At 37.7% G+C, this 20889-nt stretch carries 15 protein-coding genes; 11 read left to right on the top strand and 4 right to left on the bottom strand.

The features are described from left to right. Nucleotides 1–2: 2 nt before the first annotated feature. The 3 genes from ACIQ32_RS00900 to ACIQ32_RS00890 are packed head-to-tail and all read right to left on the bottom strand — an operon-like array spanning nt 3 to nt 5837. Nucleotides 3–1163 (bottom strand): SusE domain-containing protein, encoded by a 1161-nt coding sequence (locus tag ACIQ32_RS00900; RefSeq protein WP_396193763.1) that lies wholly within the window; start codon nt 1161–1163, stop codon nt 3–5. Nucleotides 1164–1180: 17 nt separating this feature from the next. Continuing rightward, nucleotides 1181–2725: a RagB/SusD family nutrient uptake outer membrane protein gene (locus ACIQ32_RS00895; RefSeq protein WP_396193762.1), complete on the bottom strand. Its 1545-nt coding sequence runs from the start codon at nt 2723–2725 to the stop codon at nt 1181–1183. A gap of 10 nt (nt 2726–2735) precedes the next feature. Continuing rightward, nucleotides 2736–5837, bottom strand: a complete 3102-nt coding sequence (locus ACIQ32_RS00890; RefSeq protein WP_396193761.1) for a SusC/RagA family TonB-linked outer membrane protein — start codon at nt 5835–5837, stop codon at nt 2736–2738. 227 nt (nt 5838–6064) lie between these two features. Between ACIQ32_RS00890 and ACIQ32_RS00885 the strand changes: the two genes are divergently transcribed. The 11 genes from ACIQ32_RS00885 (at nt 6065) to ACIQ32_RS00835 (ending at nt 20552) form a co-directional block, all read left to right on the top strand. After that, the gene (locus ACIQ32_RS00885; RefSeq protein WP_396193760.1) at nt 6065–7084 is read left to right on the top strand and encodes a LacI family DNA-binding transcriptional regulator; all 1020 of its coding nucleotides are present in this window, start codon (nt 6065–6067) and stop codon (nt 7082–7084) included. Between the two features lie 182 nt (nt 7085–7266). Continuing rightward, on the top strand, nt 7267–8616 hold the full coding sequence (locus ACIQ32_RS00880) for an MFS transporter (RefSeq protein ID WP_396193759.1): 1350 nt from the start codon (nt 7267–7269) through the stop codon (nt 8614–8616). Then, a complete protein-coding gene (gene pgmB / locus ACIQ32_RS00875) occupies nt 8616–9269 on the top strand; it encodes a beta-phosphoglucomutase (RefSeq protein ID WP_396193758.1) in 654 nt (217 codons plus the stop codon). The genes ACIQ32_RS00880 and pgmB overlap by 1 nt, the downstream gene beginning before the upstream one ends. 34 nt (nt 9270–9303) lie before the next feature. Next, the gene (locus ACIQ32_RS00870) at nt 9304–11610 is read left to right on the top strand and encodes a glycoside hydrolase family 65 protein (protein WP_396193757.1); all 2307 of its coding nucleotides are present in this window, start codon (nt 9304–9306) and stop codon (nt 11608–11610) included. Between the two features lie 84 nt (nt 11611–11694). Continuing rightward, on the top strand, nt 11695–12102 hold the full coding sequence (locus ACIQ32_RS00865; protein WP_396193756.1) for a GxxExxY protein: 408 nt from the start codon (nt 11695–11697) through the stop codon (nt 12100–12102). Nucleotides 12103–12141: 39 nt separating this feature from the next. Next, nucleotides 12142–13974 (top strand): glycoside hydrolase family 13 protein, encoded by a 1833-nt coding sequence (locus ACIQ32_RS00860; RefSeq protein WP_396193755.1) that lies wholly within the window; start codon nt 12142–12144, stop codon nt 13972–13974. 94 nt (nt 13975–14068) lie between these two features. Next, on the top strand, nt 14069–16432 hold the full coding sequence (locus ACIQ32_RS00855) for a TIM-barrel domain-containing protein (RefSeq protein ID WP_396193754.1): 2364 nt from the start codon (nt 14069–14071) through the stop codon (nt 16430–16432). Between the two features lie 4 nt (nt 16433–16436). Beyond that, nucleotides 16437–18098 (top strand): alpha-amylase family glycosyl hydrolase, encoded by a 1662-nt coding sequence (locus ACIQ32_RS00850; RefSeq protein WP_396193753.1) that lies wholly within the window; start codon nt 16437–16439, stop codon nt 18096–18098. A gap of 98 nt (nt 18099–18196) precedes the next feature. Continuing rightward, the gene (locus ACIQ32_RS00845) at nt 18197–18844 is read left to right on the top strand and encodes a glycerophosphodiester phosphodiesterase (protein ID WP_396193752.1); all 648 of its coding nucleotides are present in this window, start codon (nt 18197–18199) and stop codon (nt 18842–18844) included. Continuing rightward, the gene (locus ACIQ32_RS00840; RefSeq protein WP_396193751.1) at nt 18841–20058 is read left to right on the top strand and encodes an NAD(P)/FAD-dependent oxidoreductase; all 1218 of its coding nucleotides are present in this window, start codon (nt 18841–18843) and stop codon (nt 20056–20058) included. The genes ACIQ32_RS00845 and ACIQ32_RS00840 overlap by 4 nt, the downstream gene beginning before the upstream one ends. Further along, nucleotides 20055–20552: a nuclear transport factor 2 family protein gene (locus tag ACIQ32_RS00835; RefSeq protein WP_396193750.1), complete on the top strand. Its 498-nt coding sequence runs from the start codon at nt 20055–20057 to the stop codon at nt 20550–20552. Before ACIQ32_RS00840 ends, ACIQ32_RS00835 begins: the two co-directional genes overlap by 4 nt. 7 nt (nt 20553–20559) lie before the next feature. On the opposite strand, the gene ACIQ32_RS00830 is transcribed toward ACIQ32_RS00835, so the two are convergent. Further along, on the bottom strand, nt 20560–20889 hold a 330-nt coding region (locus tag ACIQ32_RS00830), incomplete at its 5' end, for a TspO/MBR family protein (RefSeq protein WP_396193749.1).

The following is a 20889-nucleotide window of genomic DNA, read 5'->3' as shown; positions in this document are numbered from 1 at the left end:
TTTTAATTAGGGATCAAACGCAAGTTATAATTTGCTGAATTTCTAACATCTAAAACTATTTTATAGTTACCCGCTGAAGGCACTTTCATATTACCTCCTCCAATTTTAATTGTATTGGCGGAAGTTGATGTAAGTGTTTCCATATTTCCTGAAACTGTACCCATTTTCTCAGACCAATCATCTTTTAAACGAATTAAAAATTCATCTTGAGCTAAGGTTAAGTCTAAAGTATACATTCTGAAATAAGGCGAAGAAGGATTGGTATCAAAATCCATGTAAGTTGGAGTTCCCCAACCATTTGGAGTAGCAGCACCAATCATAGCCACTTGTCTTTTTGCCATAGTGTATGTTTGAGCAGGCCAATTCACAGTAAAGAAATAAGTCCCGGCTCCATCTGTTGGTTTAATGTTTGAAGCCGTACCTAAAACACCTGAAAAAGCACCGGATGGGTTGCTCTCACCTTTATCTCCTACCCAATCAGGTACCGGAGTGAATTTGAACTCAGGAGATGCATTATTCATCCATACAAATCCTTCATATTTACCGTCATTTGCCTTAGAAAATAATTTAGGCGCGTTGCTTGGTGTCCAATCCGAAAAGCCACTTGCTCCTCCAAAATTACCCGGAACATATAATCTGTCAAACTCATCAAAAGCATCATAGGCTGTAACCGTAATAGTGGCTTCTTGAGAAATTGCATCCGGGATATTATTGTCTGAAGAGTTTAATTGACCTCCAAGAATCCCAATAATTCTTACCTTATAACTTTCTGATACTCCAATTCCGGCAGAATTAGCAGATAAAACCAAATTGTTAAATTGTCTTACTGTCATCATCTTTTCGAAAGTAGCACCTGCAACAGAACTATAATTTCCTAAATCAAATGAAGGAATATTATCTCCGGTAAATGTTTCAGATGCTTTTACCATCTGAAGTTTGTATTGTGTAGCAGCACGGAAACCAAAGTCTGCCGAAGTCCATGAAGCCGTAAATACTTCTTCCCCCGCGTTGACAGCAAGTAAGGTGTATGAGCCGTCTGTTGGAGCTGACAATGTTATGTCTTCGCTCGTCTTACCAATTGGATCTTTGCTTTCATCAGAGCATGAAAATACTCCAAAGGCAATGATTGCAATTAATAATGTTTTATTAATTATACTTTTCATATTATTTCTTTTAAAGATTAATAACCAGGATTTTGGGTTAAATTTGGATTTGCATCCAATGCCGTTAATGGTAGAGGGAATACTTTATAAGTATCCGGAATAGCAGTTCCGTTTAATACATTACCTTTCCATGGCCATAAATAACTGCCTCCGGTGAATTTACCAAAACGGATTAAATCTGATCTTCTGTGTCCTTCGAAATTCAATTCTCTCGCTCTTTCATCTAAAATAAAATCTAAAATCAAATCCGATTGAGAAATTGCAGTAGCACCTGATCTTGTTCTAACGCTATTAACATAAGCAAGAGCTTGGGAAGTTGAACCTCCTGTTGCGCCTCTTAAAACACATTCAGCATACATTAAATATGCATCAGCCAAACGGAACATAGGGAAATCTGTACTTGAGAAACCGGTGGCTGTACTTGGCCCTGAAAAATTACTATTTCTAAACTTAGTGGAAGGATATCCGTTTACCCATACTTTGTAATCATCCATTTCAAAAGTATGACCGGCAGTCCAGAATAATTGAGCTCTAGCATCTGAAGATGTATTCAAATTTCCAAACAAACCATACCATGCTTTAGTGGCTCTGTGGCCTCCCCAACCTTGATTTGCCCCGAAGAAACTCAAAGGCATCGTATCAGAATTTAAACTCCCATTAACAAGGTAAGTAGTATTTCCAAAACTTTGGCTGGTTAATGCATCAGCAATTAAAGGGAAGATTATTTCTGGTGATGTATTGTTATCTCCGGAAAAATTTTGAACAAAATTAGGTGCTAAAGTATAGCCTCCTTCAGTAATTACTTTATTTACAAAAGTCAAAGCATCATTATATCTTTCTGTACCGGTATAAACACCGGCATTCAAATACAATTTAGCCAACAACATTCTACAAGCTGATCTATTTGCTCTACCATATTGATTAGTCATAGGCAAATCATTTTCTATAGCTAATAATTCGCTTTCAACATAATTGAATAATTCAGTTCTACTGGCTTCAGGTAGTGGTGAGGCTGTACCATAATTTTCAGTAGTAACCAAAACTCCTTTACCAAAACAATCAATCATATAATAATATGCCAATGATCGCAAGAAACGCAATTCACTAATATACAACTCTTTATTTTGAACATTTGTGTTATTTAATGCTAAAATAAGATTAGTTGTTTGTGGAACAGTGTAATAAACTCTATCAAAAAGATATCTGAAAAATTTATTGTTCTGCGTCCAATTGGAAGTAGTCGTTAGCTGATCTAGTCCATCATCACCCCAACGATTTTTCATGGCATCAGCCGAAAAGTCTTGTAAATTGATGATCCCTCTCAAGAAACCACTTTCTCCGGCGTCATTTGTTTGAATATCAGAACTACCTGGTCCACTTGGTCCTGTCAAGGCAAAAGTGGCATACATTCTAGACAACAATCCTTGAGCAGCATTTGGATCTTGCTGTAATAAATTCTCAAATGATTGTTCTACCAATGGCTTAGTATCCAACTCATCAGAGCAAGAACTAAAAGCCAAGATTAAAAAAGCCGCGGCTAAATTTCTAATTATTTTTTTCATAGTCTATTTTTTAAAATTCAATATTTACTCCCATGTTAAAGACTCTAGGTCTTGGGTAGAAATTACTATCTATTCCGTTGAAATTTTCAGGATCTTGACCGGAATATTTAGTAATCAAAAACAAGTTATTGGCTCCAACATACAAACGCATAGAAGCTGATTTAACCAATTTATCAAACTTGTATCCCAAAGAGATGCTTTCACAACGTAAAAAAGTAGCATCATTGATGAAATAATCTGATATAGCAGTATTACCATTTGTATTGGCAAAAGGAGAAATTCCACTTAAATTATTGTTCAAAGCTTGACCGCCTGCATTTGGTCTTGGTCTATCATTCCAATCATATTGGTAATCAACAGCATTAAACACATTTCCTCCTAATTGTCCTCTGAAACTGGCATTAAAATCAAAGTTTTTATAGTTAAATGTAGTTCCAAAACCGAAAGTCCAATTCGGAATTAAATTAACATAATATCTATCATCATCTGTAATGCTTCCATCGCCATTTCGGTCAACAAAAACTTCAGGAATTGGATTACCTGCATTATCGTATACTTGCTCAAAAACCCAAGCAGCTTGTGGTTGTTGGTCTACTACATGATAAGTTAACTGACGACCAATTCCAGGCAAAGCTCCACCAGATTCTACTTGAACTCTCGAAGCACCTTCAATTCTGTCTACATTACCTATATTATAAGCAAAATTCGCATTAACCGACCAATTCATATCATCTGAAGAAAGAACTTTAGTTGTCAAGTTAACCTCAATCCCTTTATTAGTCATATCAGCACCATTTTTAGTAAATGCGTTAGTTAAAAACTGTCCCGGAGGGAACGGTGCTCTTATCAACAAATCAGTAGTTTTTCTAACATAAGCATCAATACTACCTGATAAAATTCCGTTTTTGAACAAATCAAAATCTAACCCAATGTTAGTGGTAGCCGTTTTTTCCCAAGTTAGATTAGGATTAAAAGCATTCGCCGAATATATATTTACTCCCGGTAAGTATTGCCCTGAAGGGTCACCCGGAGAGAACAAGGCCGTGTATGGATAGTAACTTTCGTTTCTAATATCACTGTTACCGGTTACACCATATCCCAAACGCAATTTTAAATCATTAAACAACTTAGAGTCTTTTAAGAAACTTTCTTCTTTCATTTTCCAAGCTACACCAGCTGCCGGGAAATAACCCCAACGTCTGTCAGAAGGGAATAATGAAGAGGCATCTGCTCTCATAGTAAAGGTGAACAAATATTTGTCTAGTAAATCAATATTCATTCTACCAAAATAAGATTCCATTGTCATCTTACCATAATATCTGTTATTGCCATTTTGTGGATTAACAAGTTCTTCTCTTACACCACTAACTAAATTGTAAATGTAATTTTCTTTTATGCCTTGGTTTACAAAACTTTGGAATGAATGACCAACTTGTCCTTCGAATCTGGAAACAAATCCTGTAAATTTTTTCGAATACATTAGATAAGCATCCATCGTTTTGTTGTCAATGGTTTGACGCTCTCTGAAATTTACTCCCGGATTAAATACATAAGTGTCTGAAACAGGTGTTGTGTTAACAATTCTATATGTTTCTAAGGCTCTATCCGAAAAACTCTCTTTAATACTAGATTGAGATGTTTCAATACCTAAGTTTACAACTGCTCTCAACTCAGGTAAAAAATGCATTTTGTAATCAAACTCAATATTTCCTAAGAACTTATCAATACTTTCAGGACGATCACGTTGCATTAATCTGGCAAGCGGATTCAACTGTCCTTCTATACGATAAACACCATCCCAACCTACAGTATTAGGATTGGTAACTTGTTGATAGTATGCATTAGCCCCGCCAAATCTATTGTCAGGTGTTGCATCACCGTAAACTGGTTTAGTAGGATCCATATTTAAAGCCGCACCAATATTAGCTCCAACATCAATGGCATTCTTTTTAGAACTAAATCCTTTAGCATTAACATCCACTTTTAAATGTTTGTTGAAAAAACTTGGAGTAACTTTAAATCCAGCTGAAATTCTGGAATAGTCATTTGTTTTGATAATACCTTCTGTATTGTTATAACCAATGGAAGCTCTGAATGGCACATCTCCAAATATAGCCGCTTTAGCACTAAAATTATGGTCTTGACTAAAACTGTTTCTGAAAATTTGATCTTGCCAATTTGTATTGGATAAAATTCTACCTTCAATGACATCAGGCGTCGCAGGGTTGTCGGTTAATGAATTTGTTGGATCATCAATTCCTAAAAAATTTACTAAATCAGGATGTTGACTAACTATAAAATCTCTGAATTCATTCCCGCTTTTAACATCAATTAACTTATTCGCTTTTGAGGAAGAAAAAGTTGAAGAGTAGCTAAATTGCGGTGCACCCGTTGACCCTTTTTTGGTAGTAATAATGATAACACCATTTGACGCTCTTGAACCGTAGATTGCCGTTGCAGACGCATCTTTTAAAATCGTAAAGGTTTCAATATCATTAGGATTAATCATTGATAGCGGATTGCCTTGACCAGCCGCTAAACGATTATCAATAGGCACATTGTCAATTACAATTAATGGTGCTGCCTCTGCTTTCAAAGATGACAAACCACGTATTCTGATGTTTGGAGCAGAGTCCGGCTGACCACCATCGTTAGTAATTCTAACACCGGCAACCTTACCCACTAATAGTTGGTCTGCCGACAGGATGGCTCCTCTGTTAAAATCTTTGGCTGTGATTACGGATACTGAACCTGTTGCATCTTTTTTCTTAGCAGTACCATACCCAACTTGAACTACAACTTCTTGTAATTGGTTAGCACTTTCTAACAAGTTAATGTTGACTGTTTTTTGTCCGGAAAAAGTAACCGTTTGTGAGTCATAACCTATGTAAGAGAAGACAATTTTGTCTCCGCTTTTTAGGCCTCCTAACTGGAATTTTCCATCAAAATCTGTTGTGGTGCTGCTGTTCGCACCTTGAACAATTACATTTACGCCCGGTAATGGTTGGTTTGATCCACTATCAACAACAACTCCACTCAAAGTACTTTGTGCAAGAGCACCAAAAGGGAGAAGCAGGAATAAAAATAACAACTTTTTGTAAATTGTTTTCATACGTTTTGTTTAGGTTAAAAATTTAATTTTGTGCGTATACTTATACTTCGAATGTTAAATTTATGTAAAAAATTCATTCGGCAGAATAAACGCTTGTTAAATATGGCTCGAAAACGTTTTCGTGTTGAAAACTTTTCCATAATTTCATTATTTTAAGTACAAAATTGACAGAATAAAAAATAACCTATATCTTTATTCAGAAAACACTATTTACCTCTTCCAATCCGATGAAAAGAAAAGTTACCCTCAAACAAATTGCCAAAGAACTTGATGTGTCAATCTCAACGGTTTCCAAATCATTGAGGAATAGTATGGAAATTAGCGAAGATACCCGTCAAAAGGTTCAGGCATTTGCCAAATTATACAACTACAAACCCAACAATATTGCCCTGAGTTTAAAAAACAAAAAAACCAAAACAATTTGCATCATTATTCCTGAAATTATCCATCATTTTTTTGCTACGGTTATTAGCGGTGTAGAACATGTTGCCAATGAAAATGGCTACAACGTTTTGGTTTGTTTGTCTGACGAATCCTTTGATAAAGAAGTGATTAATATGGAAATGTTGGCCAATGGAAGCATAGACGGTTTCATCATGTCGCTATCAAAAGAAACCCAACTAAAGAAAGATTTTCATCACATCGTAGAAGTAATCAATCAAGGAATGCCGGTGGTAATGTTTGACCGTGTAACCAATGAAATTCTTTGCGATAAAGTGATCATCGATGACAATCTTGCAGCCTTCAATGCCACTCAACATTTAATAGACAAAGGCTTTAAAAAAATCGCACTGATTTCAACCATTGATTATGTAAGCGTTGGAAAATTAAGAACCGAAGGCTATATCAAAGCCTTAAAAAATAATGACTTGAAAGTAGATGACAATCTAATTTTAAAAATAGAGGACACTGAAAACTTCGAAGACGCAATAGCCAATCTCCTGAACAACAATGAAATTGATGCTATTTTTGCAGTAAATGAATTGTTCGCTGTCACCGCCATAAAAGAAGCCAACAAACTGGGCAAAAAAGTGCCGGAAGACATTTCAATTATTGGATTCACAGACGGTATTATCTCTAAATATTCTTCCCCAAGTATCACAACCGTAAGTCAAAATGGCGTAAAAATGGGCGGTAAAGCTGCCAAAATGTTGATTGAAAGACTCGAAGCTGATGAGGAAGATGAAGAACAATACAGAACGGAAGTGATAGAAACCGAATTAGTAGAGAGAGAATCAACAAAATAGTTTTTATCAACAAAAAACGTTTGCGCTACTATGCAAATTCATTTTTTTTAAGCGGTATAGTCACATTATAAATTCTTTATTATCTTTACCGCAATTATCAAAGCTTATACTTTACTTCGAAAACAAATTAAAGTTTTGATAAGCAAAGCGCTTATCGTATTACAAACCAATAAATTACGATAATGGAAAAGCGTAAATTAGGTTTCTGGGAAATCTGGAATATGAGTTTCGGTTTCTTAGGGATACAGATGGGTTTTGCCCTTCAAAATGCTAATGCCAGCAGAATTCTTCAAATTTTTGGTGCCGATGTCCATGAATTATCTTGGTTTTGGATAATTGCCCCATTAATGGGATTGATTGTTCAACCTTTGATTGGTCATTACAGCGACAATACTTGGGGAAGATTCGGCAGAAGAAAACCTTACTTTTTAACGGGCGCTTTATTAGCTTCTATCGGTTTAATACTGATGCCACAAGCCGAAATTTTTATCGCTTTCATGCCAGCCTTGTGGGTTGGTGCCGGAATGCTGATGATCATGGATGCTTCTTTTAACATCGCTATGGAACCTTTCAGAGCCTTGGTGGGAGATAATTTAAGAGCCGACCAACACACTTTAGGATTCAGTGTCCAAACTGCCTTAATTGGAATAGGAGCGGTCGTTGGTTCTTGGCTTCCTTATGTGTTAAACGAATGGTTTGGCATCAGCAATTTACCAACAGCAGACTCTGCAGTTCCCGAAAACTTAATTTATTCCTTTATCATCGGAGCATTGGTACTGATTGCCACTATTCTTGTAACAGTCATAACAACCAAAGAATACGCTCCCGAAGAACTGGCTAAATTTCGAGATGAAAAAGAGCATCTTGAAGCTATGGGCGATGAAAAAGAATCCAAACTGTCGGATATCTTTACCGATTTTACCAAGATGCCGGAAACCATGCGTCAACTGAGTTGGGTGCAATTTTTCTCTTGGTTTGGTCTCTTCGGGATGTGGGTATTTACCACACCTGCCATCGCACAACACATTTACGGATTATCGGTAAGCGATACTAAAAGCCCGGAATTCCAATCAGCAGGAGATTGGGTTGGAATCATCTTTGGAGTTTACAATTTTGTATCCGCCATCGTAGCCTTCTTGCTTCCTTACATTGCAAAACAAATCGGAAGAAGAAAAACCCACGCCTTATCCTTGGTTTTAGGAGGAATTGGTTTGATTTCTATGTATTTCATGCCTAACAAAGAAGCATTGATATTCTCCATGGTATTGGTAGGTTTTGCTTGGGCTAGTATTTTAGCCATGCCTTACGCTATTTTAGCCGGTTCAATTCACCCGAAAAAAATGGGAGTTTACATGGGAATATTCAATTTCTTCATTGTTATCCCGCAAATTATCAACGCTTTAATTGGTGGTCCATTAGTAAAATATGTCTACGGCGACCATGCTATCTATGCTTTAGTAATGAGTGGTGTTAGCTTTATCATTGCCGCATTTTTAGCCTTAAAAGTTAAAGACAGTAAAGACAGTATTTAATGAGTAAAAAAGCATTCATTTTCGACCTTGACGGCGTAATCGTAGACACCGCTAAATACCATTTTTTAGCATGGCAAAAATTAGCGCAAGAATTAGGCATCGAATTTACACCCGAACACAACGAAGAATTAAAAGGCGTTAGCCGCATTCGTTCTCTTGACATCATATTAGCATTAGGCAATGTCCAAGCTTCTCAAGAAGACAAAAACAAATGGTTAATCCAAAAAAATGAAGAGTATTTATCCTATCTCGTTGATATGGATGAAAGCGAATTACTACCGGGAGTAATCAACGTACTCGAATTTATCAAAGAAAAAAAGCAACTGATTGCCTTAGGTTCGGCGAGTAAAAATGCCCGACCTATTTTAGAAAAAACTGGTATTTTACACTTTTTTGACGCCATCGTTGATGGCAATGATGTAGCCAATGCCAAACCCGACCCGGAAGTTTTTCTGAGGGCTGCAAAATTAGTAAAGGTTAACAATAAAAACTGTATCGTTTTTGAAGACAGCGTAGCCGGTATTCAAGCCGCCAATATTGCCAACATGATCAGTGTGGGTATAGGCGATGCCGAAATATTACACGAAGCAAAATATAATTTTAAAGATTTTACGTTTATGGATCTTTCTTTTATAGAAGCACTCCTCGACTAAAATTGAATGATAAAAGGATAATAAAAAAACAACAATGAACCAAGATTATATCAAACCAGACAACTGGTCAATCATTGAAGAAGGATTTGATTTAGACAGAGTAAAATCTTCAGAAAGTTTATTCAGTATCGGTAACGGTGCCATGGGACAACGTGCCAATTTTGAAGAGTTCTATTCAGGAAACACTTTCCAAGGAAGTTATATCGCCGGGATTTATTATCCGGACAAAACCAAAGTGGGTTGGTGGAAAAACGGCTACCCGGAATATTTCGCCAAAGTATTAAACGCTCCGGTTTGGATTGGAATCTTAGTAGAAATCAACGGTGAAACCTTGGATTTAGCAACTTGTAAAGTAAGCCATTTCAAACGCGAACTCAACATGAAAGAAGGTTGGTACCATCGCTCTTTCTCCGCCACTTTGAATAACGGAATCGAAATCGATGTCAATGTCAGACGATTTCTTTCATTAGACTTAGATGAATTGGGCGTAATCAAATACGAAATCACGCCAAAAAATCATGATGCTACAATCGTTTTCAAACCTTATTTGGACGCCGGAGTACACAATGAAGACGCCAACTGGGAAGAAAAATTTTGGGAACCATTGGAAACCCAACACCACAATAACGAAGCTTTTGTTGTAGCGCGCACTTTTAAAACCCATTTTGAAGTAGCCACTTACATGCACAACAGCTTGTTTATCAATGAAGAAAATCAAAACGCCGAACCAACTTTCGTTGATACTACTTCTGATAAAGTAATCTTTACCTACGAACAACTGGTCTCAAAAGGGCAAACCATTGCGTTTCAAAAACTAGGCGGTTACACCGTTTCTATGAATCATGCCTCTGCCGAATTGATTCCGGCTGCGCAACAGGTTATCCAACAAGCTTTGGCTTTAGGGTATGCTAATTTATTGCAAAATCAAATCGAGGCTTGGGCCAAAATTTGGGAAATGAGCGATATTACTATCGAAGGTGATGTGAAAGCCCAACAAGGAATTCGATTCAATATTTTCCAATTGAACCAAACCTATTTAGGGAAAGATTCTCGCTTGAATATCGGCCCGAAAGGATTTACCGGAGAAAAATACGGCGGTTCAACTTATTGGGATACCGAAGCGTATTGTATTCCTTTTTACATGGCAACCAAAGACCAACAAGTTGCGCGAAACCTTTTGGCTTACCGCTATAACCAATTGGACAAAGCCATTGAAAATGCCGAAAAACTTGGTTTTAAAAATGGCGCCGCTTTGTACCCAATGGTAACCATGAATGGGGAAGAATGCCATAACGAATGGGAAATCACTTTTGAAGAAATCCATAGAAACGGAGCCATTGCTTTTGCAATTTTCAACTACTACCGTTTCACCGGAGATTACAGTTATATTCCAGAAAAAGGATTGGAAGTGTTAATCGGCATTGCCCGTTTTTGGCACCAAAGAGCTACTTTCTCAACTTATAGAAATCAGTACGTAATTTTAGGGGTAACAGGTCCGAATGAATACGAAAACAACGTAAACAATAACTTTTACACCAATTATATTGCCAAATGGTGTATCGATTATACCATCGAGCAAATTGAAAAAGTAAAACAAGAATACAGCTCTGATTTTACAAGAATTATGAGCAAAGTAAACTTAGACCAAGCCGAAATATTACATTGGAAAAAAGTGGCCGACCACATGTATTTCCCTTATTCTGAAGAACACGACGTGTATTTACAACAAGACGGTTTCTTAGACAAAGAATTGGTCAAAGTACACGATTTAGACAAATCACAACGACCAATCAACCAAAAATGGTCTTGGGACAGAATCCTGCGTTCACCTTACATCAAACAAGCTGATACTTTACAAGGTTTCTACTTTTTCGAAGACCATTTCAGCAAAGAACAGTTGGAAAAACATTTCGATTTCTACGAACCTTTTACCGTTCACGAAAGTTCATTATCGCCTTGCGTTCACTCGATTCAAGCTGCTGTTTTAGGCAGAATGGAACAAGCCTATACTTTTTATTTAAGAACTTCACGTTTGGATTTAGACGATTACAACAAAGAAGTCGAAGAAGGTTTACACATCACCTCAATGGCCGGAACCTGGATGAGTATTGTGGAAGGTTTTGGCGGCATGCGTGTGAAAAATGACTCGTTACATTTCGAACCAAGAATTCCAAAAGACTGGAATGGCTATTCGTTTAAAATCAATTTCAGAAACCAGATTTTGAAAGTTTCTGTTCACCAAAACGAAACCAACTTTACCCTGGAAGGCGAAACAGCGATTTCGGTTTTCGTTAACGGCAAAGAAGTTTTAGTGGAGCCGAATAGTTTGGTGACTGTATAATTTTTAACATTAAGAAATTTAGAGAAGTTAAGGTTTTCATTAAGTTTTATTGATATGCCTTAACTTCTTTTTTTTATAAATAAAATGACTAAGAAAGAAGTAACACAATTAAGCTATGAGATTGTAGGTTGTGCTATAACAGTTCACAAAACTCTTGGTCCGGGTTTACTTGAAAGTGTTTATGAAAAATGTCTTAAGGAAGAATTAGAGTTTCAAGGATTTAAAGTTGAAACACAGCAAAAAGTAAAACTTGAATACAGAAATGCTCAAATAGAAACTGAATTAAGACTTGATTTATTAGTAAATGATACTATTATCGTTGAAATAAAATCAATAGAAAATCTATTACCTGTTCATGAAGCACAACTGTTAACCTATATGAGTTTATTAGAAAAACCTCAAGGATTACTAATAAATTTTTACACAGACAACATAACCAAATCTGTAAAACCTTTAGTAAACGAATACTTCAAAAACCTTAATGAAACTTAATGCAAAAAACTTAACTTCTTAATGGTAAAAACTAACAATATGAAAAAACTACTCTTCGTTTTATTGTTTTCAGTTTCGGCTTTCGCCCAAGTAGACAAAGTTGAACCACCGTTTTGGTGGAATGACATGACACATTCTGATTTGCAAGTTTTGTTTTACGGCAAAAATATTGCCCAAAACGAGGTGACTGTTTCCAACGGCATCGTAATCAAAAGCATTCAAAAAACCGAAAACCCGAATTATCTTTTCGTAACCATTGAAACCAAAAATAGTCCGGCTCAGGATTTGGTTTTTACCTTTAAAAACGGTAATAAGTCTTTCACCCAAAACTATTCGCTTAAATCAAGAAGAGAAAATTCTCGCTTTCGCAAAAGCTTCGACAGCTCGGATATGATGTACTTAATCATGTCAGATCGCTTTGCCAACGGCAATCCCAACAACGACAGCAACGACCAACTTACCGAAAAAGCCAACCGAAGCAATAAAGACGGACGCCATGGTGGCGATATCGAAGGTATTATCAAAAAATTAGATTACATCAAAGCATTAGGCGCAACTGCCGTTTGGCCAACACCGCTTTGCGAAGACAACGACGAAAGAGGCTCGTATCACACTTACGGTCAATCCGACGTATACAAAATTGACCCTCGTTTCGGAACCAACGAAGATTATGTTCGCATGAGTGCCGAATTACACCAACGCGGCATGAAAAACATCATGGATTACGTCACCAACCATTGGGGTTACAAACATTGGATGATGAACGATTTGCCAACTTATGATTGGCTACACCAATTTCCGGGATTCAAACAAACCAACTACAAAATGACGACCCAATTTGATCCAAATGCGTCAGCAATTGATGCCAAAAATTGTATGGACGGCTGGTTCGTCAAATCGATGCCCGATTTAAATCAGAACAATCCTTTAGTATTAAATTATCTGATTCAAAATGCCATTTGGTGGATTGAATATGCCGATTTAGACGGATTCCGAGTAGACACTTATCCTTATGCAGACAAACAAGGTATTGCTGCATGGACCAAAGCCATCACCGATGAATATCCTAATTTTAATATCGTAGGAGAAGCTTGGTTGTACAATCATGCCCAAATTGCTTATTGGCAAAAAGACAGCAAAGTGGCCGCCATCCAAAGTTACAATTCCCATTTGCCTTCCGTAATGGATTTCATGTTACAAGGCATAATTAGTGGCGGCGTTTTTAATGAAAATAAAGGCAATTGGAACGAAGGCGTAATCAAATTGTACGACAGTTTTACCAATGACTTTTTGTATCCGGACGTAAATAAAATTTTGCTCTTCGCCGAAAATCACGATACCAATCGCCTCAATGAAGTGTATAAAAACGACTTCAAAAAATACCAAATGGCTATGACAATTATTGCCACTGTTCGAGGTATTCCGCAAATTTATTATGGCTCCGAAATTGGTATGGCAGGCGACAAAAACAAAGGGGACGGCGACATCCGCAGAGATTTTCCAGGCGGATGGAATGGCGATACCAACAATGCGTTCACCAAAGTGGGTAGAACCGAAGAACAAAACAAATATTTTGATTTTACCGCTAAACTATTCAATTGGCGTAAAAACAAAACGGTAATCCACAACGGCAAAACGACACATTACATTCCTGAAAACAATGTTTATGTGTATTTCCGTTACAACGAGAAAGAGAGTGTTATGGTTGTGGTAAACAATAATGAAGAAAAACAAACTTTCAAAACCAATAGATTCCAGGAAAATCTAAAAAATTACCCTTCAGGAAAAGATGTGTTAAGCGACGCTTCTTTTGATTTAAAAAATGATATTACTATTGAAGGCAAATCGGTTTTGGTACTGGAATTAAAATAATTTAAACCATTAAGAAGTTAAGAATGAAATAAGTTTCATTAAGTCTTAACTATTCTTAATGCAAGAAACTTAACTTCTTAATGTTAAAAAGAAAATGAAGAAACTTTTTCTATTATTACTAATTACCGCTATTGCATTCGCCCAGAATGCCAATAGAAATTACCTTTCACACAGCTGGAAAAACAATCTATTGGAAGTAAAAACTTCAGACGGAACTTATCGCATCAAACCGTACTCGGATAAAATCATTGAAACGTCTTTCATCCCAAACGGCGAAGTATTCAATCCGAATTCACATGCCGTAATCAAAACACCGGAAAAAGTTTATGCCAATGTTTCAAAATCAGCTACTGCTATCTCGCTGGTAACCAACAACATTACGGTAGTCATCAACAAAGCACCTTTCCGCATTACTTATTCGAATCAAGGCAAGGTTTTACTGTCTGAAAAAAACGGTTACTTCAAAAAAGACAGCACCGAAGTTTTACAATTCAATCTGGACAATTCTGAAGTTTTATTTGGCGGTGGCGCAAGAGCTCTGGGCATGAACCGTCGCGGGAATCGTTTAGCGTTGTACAACAGAGCCCATTATGGTTATGAAACCCGAGCCGAGCTAATGAACTTCTGTATACCTTTGGTTTTGTCGTCCAAATTATATGCTGTGCATTTCGACAACGCGGCGATAGGCCATTTGGATTTAGACAGTAAAAAGAACAATACGTTAGAATACGAAACCATTTCGGGCCGAAAAACCTATCAAGTCATTGTAGGCGATACTTGGGAAGATTTGGTAACCAATTATACCGATTTAACCGGAAAACAACCGATGCCGGCTCGTTGGACTTTAGGCAATTTCTCCAGTCGTTTTGGCTATCATACGCAAGAGGAAGTAGAAAAAACAATTAACCGATTCAATTCCGACGGCATTCCGGTAGATGCGATTATCCTCGATTTGTATTGGTTTGGCAAAACCGTTCAAGGCACGATGGGGAATCTCGATTGGGACAAAGACCAATTCCCGAATCCCGAAAAAATGATAGCCGATTTGAAGGCGAAAGGCGTAAAAACCATTTTAATCACCGAACCTTTCATTTTAACTACCTCATCGAAATGGCAAGAAACCGTCGATAAAAAAATATTAGTGACCGATAAATCCGGAAAACCGGCCACTTGGGATTTCTACTTCGGAAACACCAGTGTAGTCGATATTTTTAAACCCGAAGGAAAAGATTGGTTCTGGACTATCTACAAACGCTTAATCAACCAAGGCGTTGGCGGCATGTGGGGCGATTTGGGCGAACCGGAAGTTTTCCCTTCCAAAGCCATGACCATTGCCGGAAAAGCAGATGAAGTGCACAATATTTATGGTCACCATTGGGCCAAATTAATCGCTGACGGTTACCAAAAAGATTTTCCAAACCAAAGACCATTTATCCTGATGCGCGCCGGTTATTCGGGTTCGCAACGTTTCGGAATGATGCCTTGGAGTGGAGACGTTTCCAGAAGTTGGGGCGGATTACAATCCCAAATGGAAATCGCAATGCAAATGGGAATGCAAGGCATGGCTTATATGCACTCGGATTTAGGCGGATTTGCAGGCGATTATTTCGACAACGAACTGTATTTGCGTTGGTTGCAATATGGCGTTTTCAATCCGATTTTCCGACCTCATGCGCAAGAAGACGTAGCGTCTGAAGTGACTTATAAAGATGTTCATACGAAAGCTAAAGCCAAAAAATCGGTTGAGTTGCGTTACCAATTGATGCCTTACAATTACACTTTGACTTTCGATAACAACCAAAAAGGAACACCGTTAATGCGACCGTTATTCTTTGAAGAACCAACGAATGAAAAGTTACTCAACGAAAAGGAAAGCTATCTATGGGGCAATGCCTTTTTGGTAAAACCAATTACCAAAGCCGGCGTAACTTCAACAGAAGTGTATTTCCCAAAAAGCAACAATTGGTTTGATTTTTATTCAGGAAAAAAATTCAATGCCGGTACTACTGAAACTGTAAAAGTGGAAGAAACATCTATCCCAACTTTCGTTCGCGGTGGTAGTTTTATTCCAATGATTGAAACCATACAAAATACATCAAAATATTCGGTGGACAACTTCAATTTACACTTCTATTTTGACGAAACGGTAAAAAATTCCAGCGGAAAATTATACAACGACAACGGCGAAACTCCGCAGGCTTTTGAAAAAGGACAGTATGAAATGTTGAATTTCAATAGCAATAACAATGGCAAAGAATTGGTTATAAAACTAACGGCAACCGTTGGCAAAAACTATACGTCAACCGACAAAACTGTTTCAGTATTGATTCACAACATTAAAGCCAAACGCATCTTTGTTAACGGACAAGAAATGGTTTTCAAAACCTTTAACGAACCTATACAAATTCCGGTAACTTGGAAAAAAGGCACAACTCCTGAAATTAAAATTGAATACTAGATTTATGAAAAACATACTGCTTACCCTATCCGCTACTCTCCTATTGATTGGTTGTAATTGTACCAAAGAAGCGACTTCAAAACAAACAGTTTCCTCTCAAACACCTTTCATTTGGGAAAGTGCCAATGTCTACTTTCTTTTAATCGATAGATTCCAAAATGGGAACACAGCCAACGATAAAATCATCAATCGCAACAAACCAACCGGCGTGTTGCGTGGCTTTGAAGGAGGCGATATTCGCGGGGTAATTCAAAAACTGGACGAAGGTTATTTTACGAATCTCGGAATCAACGCCATTTGGATGACACCGGTGGTAGAGCAAATTCACGGTTCAGTAGATGAAGGCACCGGAAACACTTATGGTTTTCACGGGTATTGGACGAAAGATTGGACAGCAGTCGACCCAAGTTATGGTACGAAAGCAGATTTAAAGGAGTTAGTAGATAAAGCCCACGCCAAAGGCATCAGAATAATGTTGGACGCAGTAATCAATCACACCGGTCCGGTAACCGAATTGGATCCGGTTTACCCAAGCGATTGGGTTCGCACTTCGCCTAAATGTACTTACCAATCTTACGACACTTACATCAATTGTACACTAGTAGAAAACCTTCCTGATGTTAAAACCGAAAGTAACGAAAACGTGGCTTTACCGCCCATGTTAGCTGAAAAGTGGAAAAAAGAAGGTCGCTATGAAGAAGAAGTAGCCGAATTGGACGCGTTCTTCAAAAAAACCGGTTATCCTCGCGCACCAAAATATTACATCATGAAATGGCTTTCGGATTATATCACCGATTATGGGATTGATGGTTACCGAGTGGATACCGCCAAGCATACCACTGAAGATGTTTGGGCCGATTTCAAAAAAGTATGTGATAGGGCTTTCGCCGAATTCAAAAAGAACAATCCGACTAAAGTATTAGACAACAATAGTTTCTTTACCGTTGGAGAAGTTTACGGTTATAATATCGGAGCTAAAAAACAATATGATTTTGGGGATAAAAAAGTGGATTATTATGCTAACGGTTTCACCGGATTAATCAATTTCGACTTTAGAAATGAAGCCAAAATGAACTACGAAGCGTTGTTCTCCAAATATTCCAACATCTTGCAAAACGACTTAAAAGGCAACACGGTAATGAACTACGTAACGTCACACGACGACGGCTATCCTTTTGATAAAAAACGAGAAAAAATCTTTGAAGCCGGAACCAAATTATTATTAACCCCGGGAATTTCTCAAGTCTATTACGGAGACGAAACTGCTCGTTCCCTAGAAATCGCAGGCTCACAAGGCGATGCTACTTTGCGTTCGTTTATGAATTGGGACGATTTAAAAGTAGACCGCATCAAAAACCAATTGTTGATGCACTATCAACTATTAGGAACCTTTAGAAATAACCATCCTGCGGTTGGCGCCGGTGTTCACCAAATGATTTCACAAACCCCTTACGTTTTCAGTAGAAGTTATACAAATAGAAATTACAATGACCAAGTAGTAGTTGGATTGGATTTGCCAATAGGCAAAAAAGAAGTCTCCGTCGGAACTGTTTTTGCCAATGGCACTAAAGTGAAAGATGCTTATGCTAATGTAACAACTGTGGTAGAAAATGGCAAAGTGATTTTGGACACCAATTTTACTATTGTTTTACTAGAGAAATTGTAACCGGAAAATTTTACCATAAAGAAGTTAAGGGAAATTAAGATTTCCATTAAGGCTTAACTAAACTTAATGGAAACCTTAATCTCTTAATGTTGAAAACCATGCTCAAAATAGGTCATCGCGGAGCGAAAGGTCATCTAGCCGAAAATACTTTGGCTTCCTTTCAAAAAGCTATTGATTTGGGCGTTGACATGATTGAACTGGATATTCAACTAAGTTTGGATAAAATCCCTATGGTCATCCACGATACAACTGTTGACCGAACGACTTCGAGCACTGGTTTAGTGACTGATTTTAGTGCCAAAGAATTACAGCAATTAGGTATTCCCACTTTGGCAGGCGTATTCGAATTGGTTCAAAATCGATGTGACATTAATGTTGAAATCAAAGCGTTTTCTGCTACGCAAAGCGTTTTGAATTTGATTGCCAAAAATATTTTCGACAAAAACAAAATCCTGATTTCCAGCTTCGATTGGAATGCTTTGCAGGAAGTTCGGTTTCACGATGAGAACATTAGAATTGGCGTTTTAACGGAGACTGATTTAGACTTGGCGCTGGCTTTCGCCAAATTTATAAAAGCGTATTCGATTCATCCTTATTACCATTTGTTAACCGCGGAAAAGGTTCAGAAAATCAAAGACAAACAGTTTAAAGTTTTTCCATGGACGATAAATGAGCCGGAAGATATTACCTTTGTCCAATCGTTAAACGTTGACGGTATCATCACCGATTTTCCGGAAAGACTATGAACTCAAACTATGACATTATAATTGTAGGCGGCGGTGCGGCTGGTTTTTTTACGGCCATCAACATCGTTGAAAACAATCCGAAACTGAAAGTCGCCATTTTAGAACGCGGCAAAACCGTGTTGGAAAAAGTCCGTATTTCCGGCGGCGGAAGATGTAATGTCACTCACGCTTGTTTTGTGCCAAATGATTTGGTCAAATTTTATCCGCGTGGCGAAAAAGAATTGCGCGGTCCGTTTCACCAATTTTGTTCGGGCGATACGATTGAATGGTTTGAAAAGCATGGCGTCGAATTGAAAATTGAAGACGATGGCAGAATGTTCCCGACTTCAGATTCCTCTCAAACCATCATCGACTGTTTTTTGGGCTTGACCCATAAATTAAAAATTGAGGTCCTAACCGGTCAAAGTGTACAATCGCTTTTTCACGGAGACAATTACTGGAAAGTGGAAACGCATCACGAAACCTATTCTTGCCAAAAATTAGTCATGACCACCGGTAGCAATCCTAAGATTTGGGAACTGCTCGAAAGCATGAACCATACTATAATTCCACCCGTGCCTTCCCTATTCACTTTTAATATCAAAGATGCTCGCATTAAAGATTTGATGGGCGTTTCGGCATTTGCTAATGTAAAAGTAAAAGGCACTAAACTGGAGGCTTCCGGACCATTATTGATTACCCATTGGGGCATGAGCGGACCGGGAATTTTGAGACTTTCGGCTTGGGGTGCGATTATTTTGGCAGAGAAAAAATACCAGTTTGTAATCGAAATTAATTGGCTCAACGATGTCACTTTTGAGGAAGCTATAGACATTTTGAAAGAACTCAAACAAGAACATGCTAAGAAAGTCGTGAATAAGAAATCGCCTTTTGACTTTCCTAACCGACTTTGGGAAAGCTTGGTTTTGGCTTCCGCGATTGATAACGAAACCAAATGGGCCGATTTGACTAAAATGCAATTGACAAATTTGGCGAACCAACTCACCAACGGCCAATTTCAAGTGAATGGCAAAAGCACTTTTAAAGAAGAGTTTGTTACCGCTGGTGGCGTCGACTTAAGAGAAATCAACTTCAAAACGATGGAAAGCAAGTGGCACGAAAACTTATATTTTGCCGGAGAAATTGTCAATATCGATGCGATTACCGGCGGATTTAATTTCCAAAATGCATGGACTAGCGGGTTTATTGTGGCTAATTCGATTATCACATCATGAAAAAAACAATTGCTATTTCATTCCTCCTTTCAGCACTTCTTTTATTGGGAAGTTGTAAGGCTTCAAAGCCAAATGGTTTTCAATTGACTAAAAATTACCAGCCGGATGATCTCGAATTGTATCAGGCAATTGTAAAACAAGACAGTGTATTCTTTGACGCTTACAATCATTGCGACACAAAATTTGAAATCTATGCGGATTTCTATGCAGATGACATCGAGTTTTACCACGACCAAGGCGGTTTATCCGACTCCAAAAAAGACATCCTTGAAGGAACTAAAAAAAATATTTGCGGTAAAGTCACGCGAACGCTCGTTCCGGGCAGCATAGAAGTTTATCCTATTAAAGATTACGGTGCTATTGAAATTGGACTACATTCTTTCAGCAATAACACCAATCCACCGAACGAGCCCAAAAAAATCAGTCGCTTTACTATTTTTTGGAAGCTAATCAATGGGCAATGGAAAATTGCTAAAGTGATTAGTTTACATTAAATGCAAATTAATTATTTAACCACCAAATACTGGCATTCAAAACGGTTGCAAAACTCACCCATCCCAAATAAGGAAGCAATAGCAATGCCGCCGTTCTGTCAATTTTTTTGAATTGGTTGTAGGTTTCAAATATCATTAACCAAAGCAACACAATTTCTATTAAGGCCAACAAAGGATTGTGCAAACCAAAAAACAAATAAGACCAAAGGGCATTCAAACCTAATTGAATGATAAAAAACATAAAAGCTTTTTTTACAGTCGCTTCATCCGTTTCAATTCGGTTCCAAATCATCCCACCGGCAACACCCATCATAATGTACAATACTGTCCAGACCGG

It is taken from the genome of Flavobacterium sp. (genome assembly GCF_044373165.1).
Lineage (GTDB): Bacteria > Bacteroidota > Bacteroidia > Flavobacteriales > Flavobacteriaceae > Flavobacterium.
The sequence above is the reverse complement of the archived record's forward strand: the minus strand, read 5'-3'. Positions and strand labels throughout refer to the sequence as shown.

Coding starts and splice junctions, on each gene's coding strand:
- ACIQ32_RS00895 (WP_396193762.1), bottom strand. CDS start 2,725: ATGAAAAAAATAATTAGAAATTTAGCCGCGGCTTTTTTAATCTTGGCT.
- ACIQ32_RS00900 (WP_396193763.1), bottom strand. CDS start 1,163: ATGAAAAGTATAATTAATAAAACATTATTAATTGCAATCATTGCCTTT.
- ACIQ32_RS00870 (WP_396193757.1), top strand. CDS start 9,304: ATGAACCAAGATTATATCAAACCAGACAACTGGTCAATCATTGAAGAA.
- ACIQ32_RS00890 (WP_396193761.1), bottom strand. CDS start 5,837: ATGAAAACAATTTACAAAAAGTTGTTATTTTTATTCCTGCTTCTCCCT.
- ACIQ32_RS00845 (WP_396193752.1), top strand. CDS start 18,197: ATGCTCAAAATAGGTCATCGCGGAGCGAAAGGTCATCTAGCCGAAAAT.
- ACIQ32_RS00860 (WP_396193755.1), top strand. CDS start 12,142: ATGAAAAAACTACTCTTCGTTTTATTGTTTTCAGTTTCGGCTTTCGCC.
- ACIQ32_RS00885 (WP_396193760.1), top strand. CDS start 6,065: ATGAAAAGAAAAGTTACCCTCAAACAAATTGCCAAAGAACTTGATGTG.
- ACIQ32_RS00865 (WP_396193756.1), top strand. CDS start 11,695: ATGACTAAGAAAGAAGTAACACAATTAAGCTATGAGATTGTAGGTTGT.
- ACIQ32_RS00840 (WP_396193751.1), top strand. CDS start 18,841: ATGAACTCAAACTATGACATTATAATTGTAGGCGGCGGTGCGGCTGGT.
- ACIQ32_RS00850 (WP_396193753.1), top strand. CDS start 16,437: ATGAAAAACATACTGCTTACCCTATCCGCTACTCTCCTATTGATTGGT.
- ACIQ32_RS00855 (WP_396193754.1), top strand. CDS start 14,069: ATGAAGAAACTTTTTCTATTATTACTAATTACCGCTATTGCATTCGCC.
- ACIQ32_RS00835 (WP_396193750.1), top strand. CDS start 20,055: ATGAAAAAAACAATTGCTATTTCATTCCTCCTTTCAGCACTTCTTTTA.
- ACIQ32_RS00880 (WP_396193759.1), top strand. CDS start 7,267: ATGGAAAAGCGTAAATTAGGTTTCTGGGAAATCTGGAATATGAGTTTC.
- pgmB (WP_396193758.1), top strand. CDS start 8,616: ATGAGTAAAAAAGCATTCATTTTCGACCTTGACGGCGTAATCGTAGAC.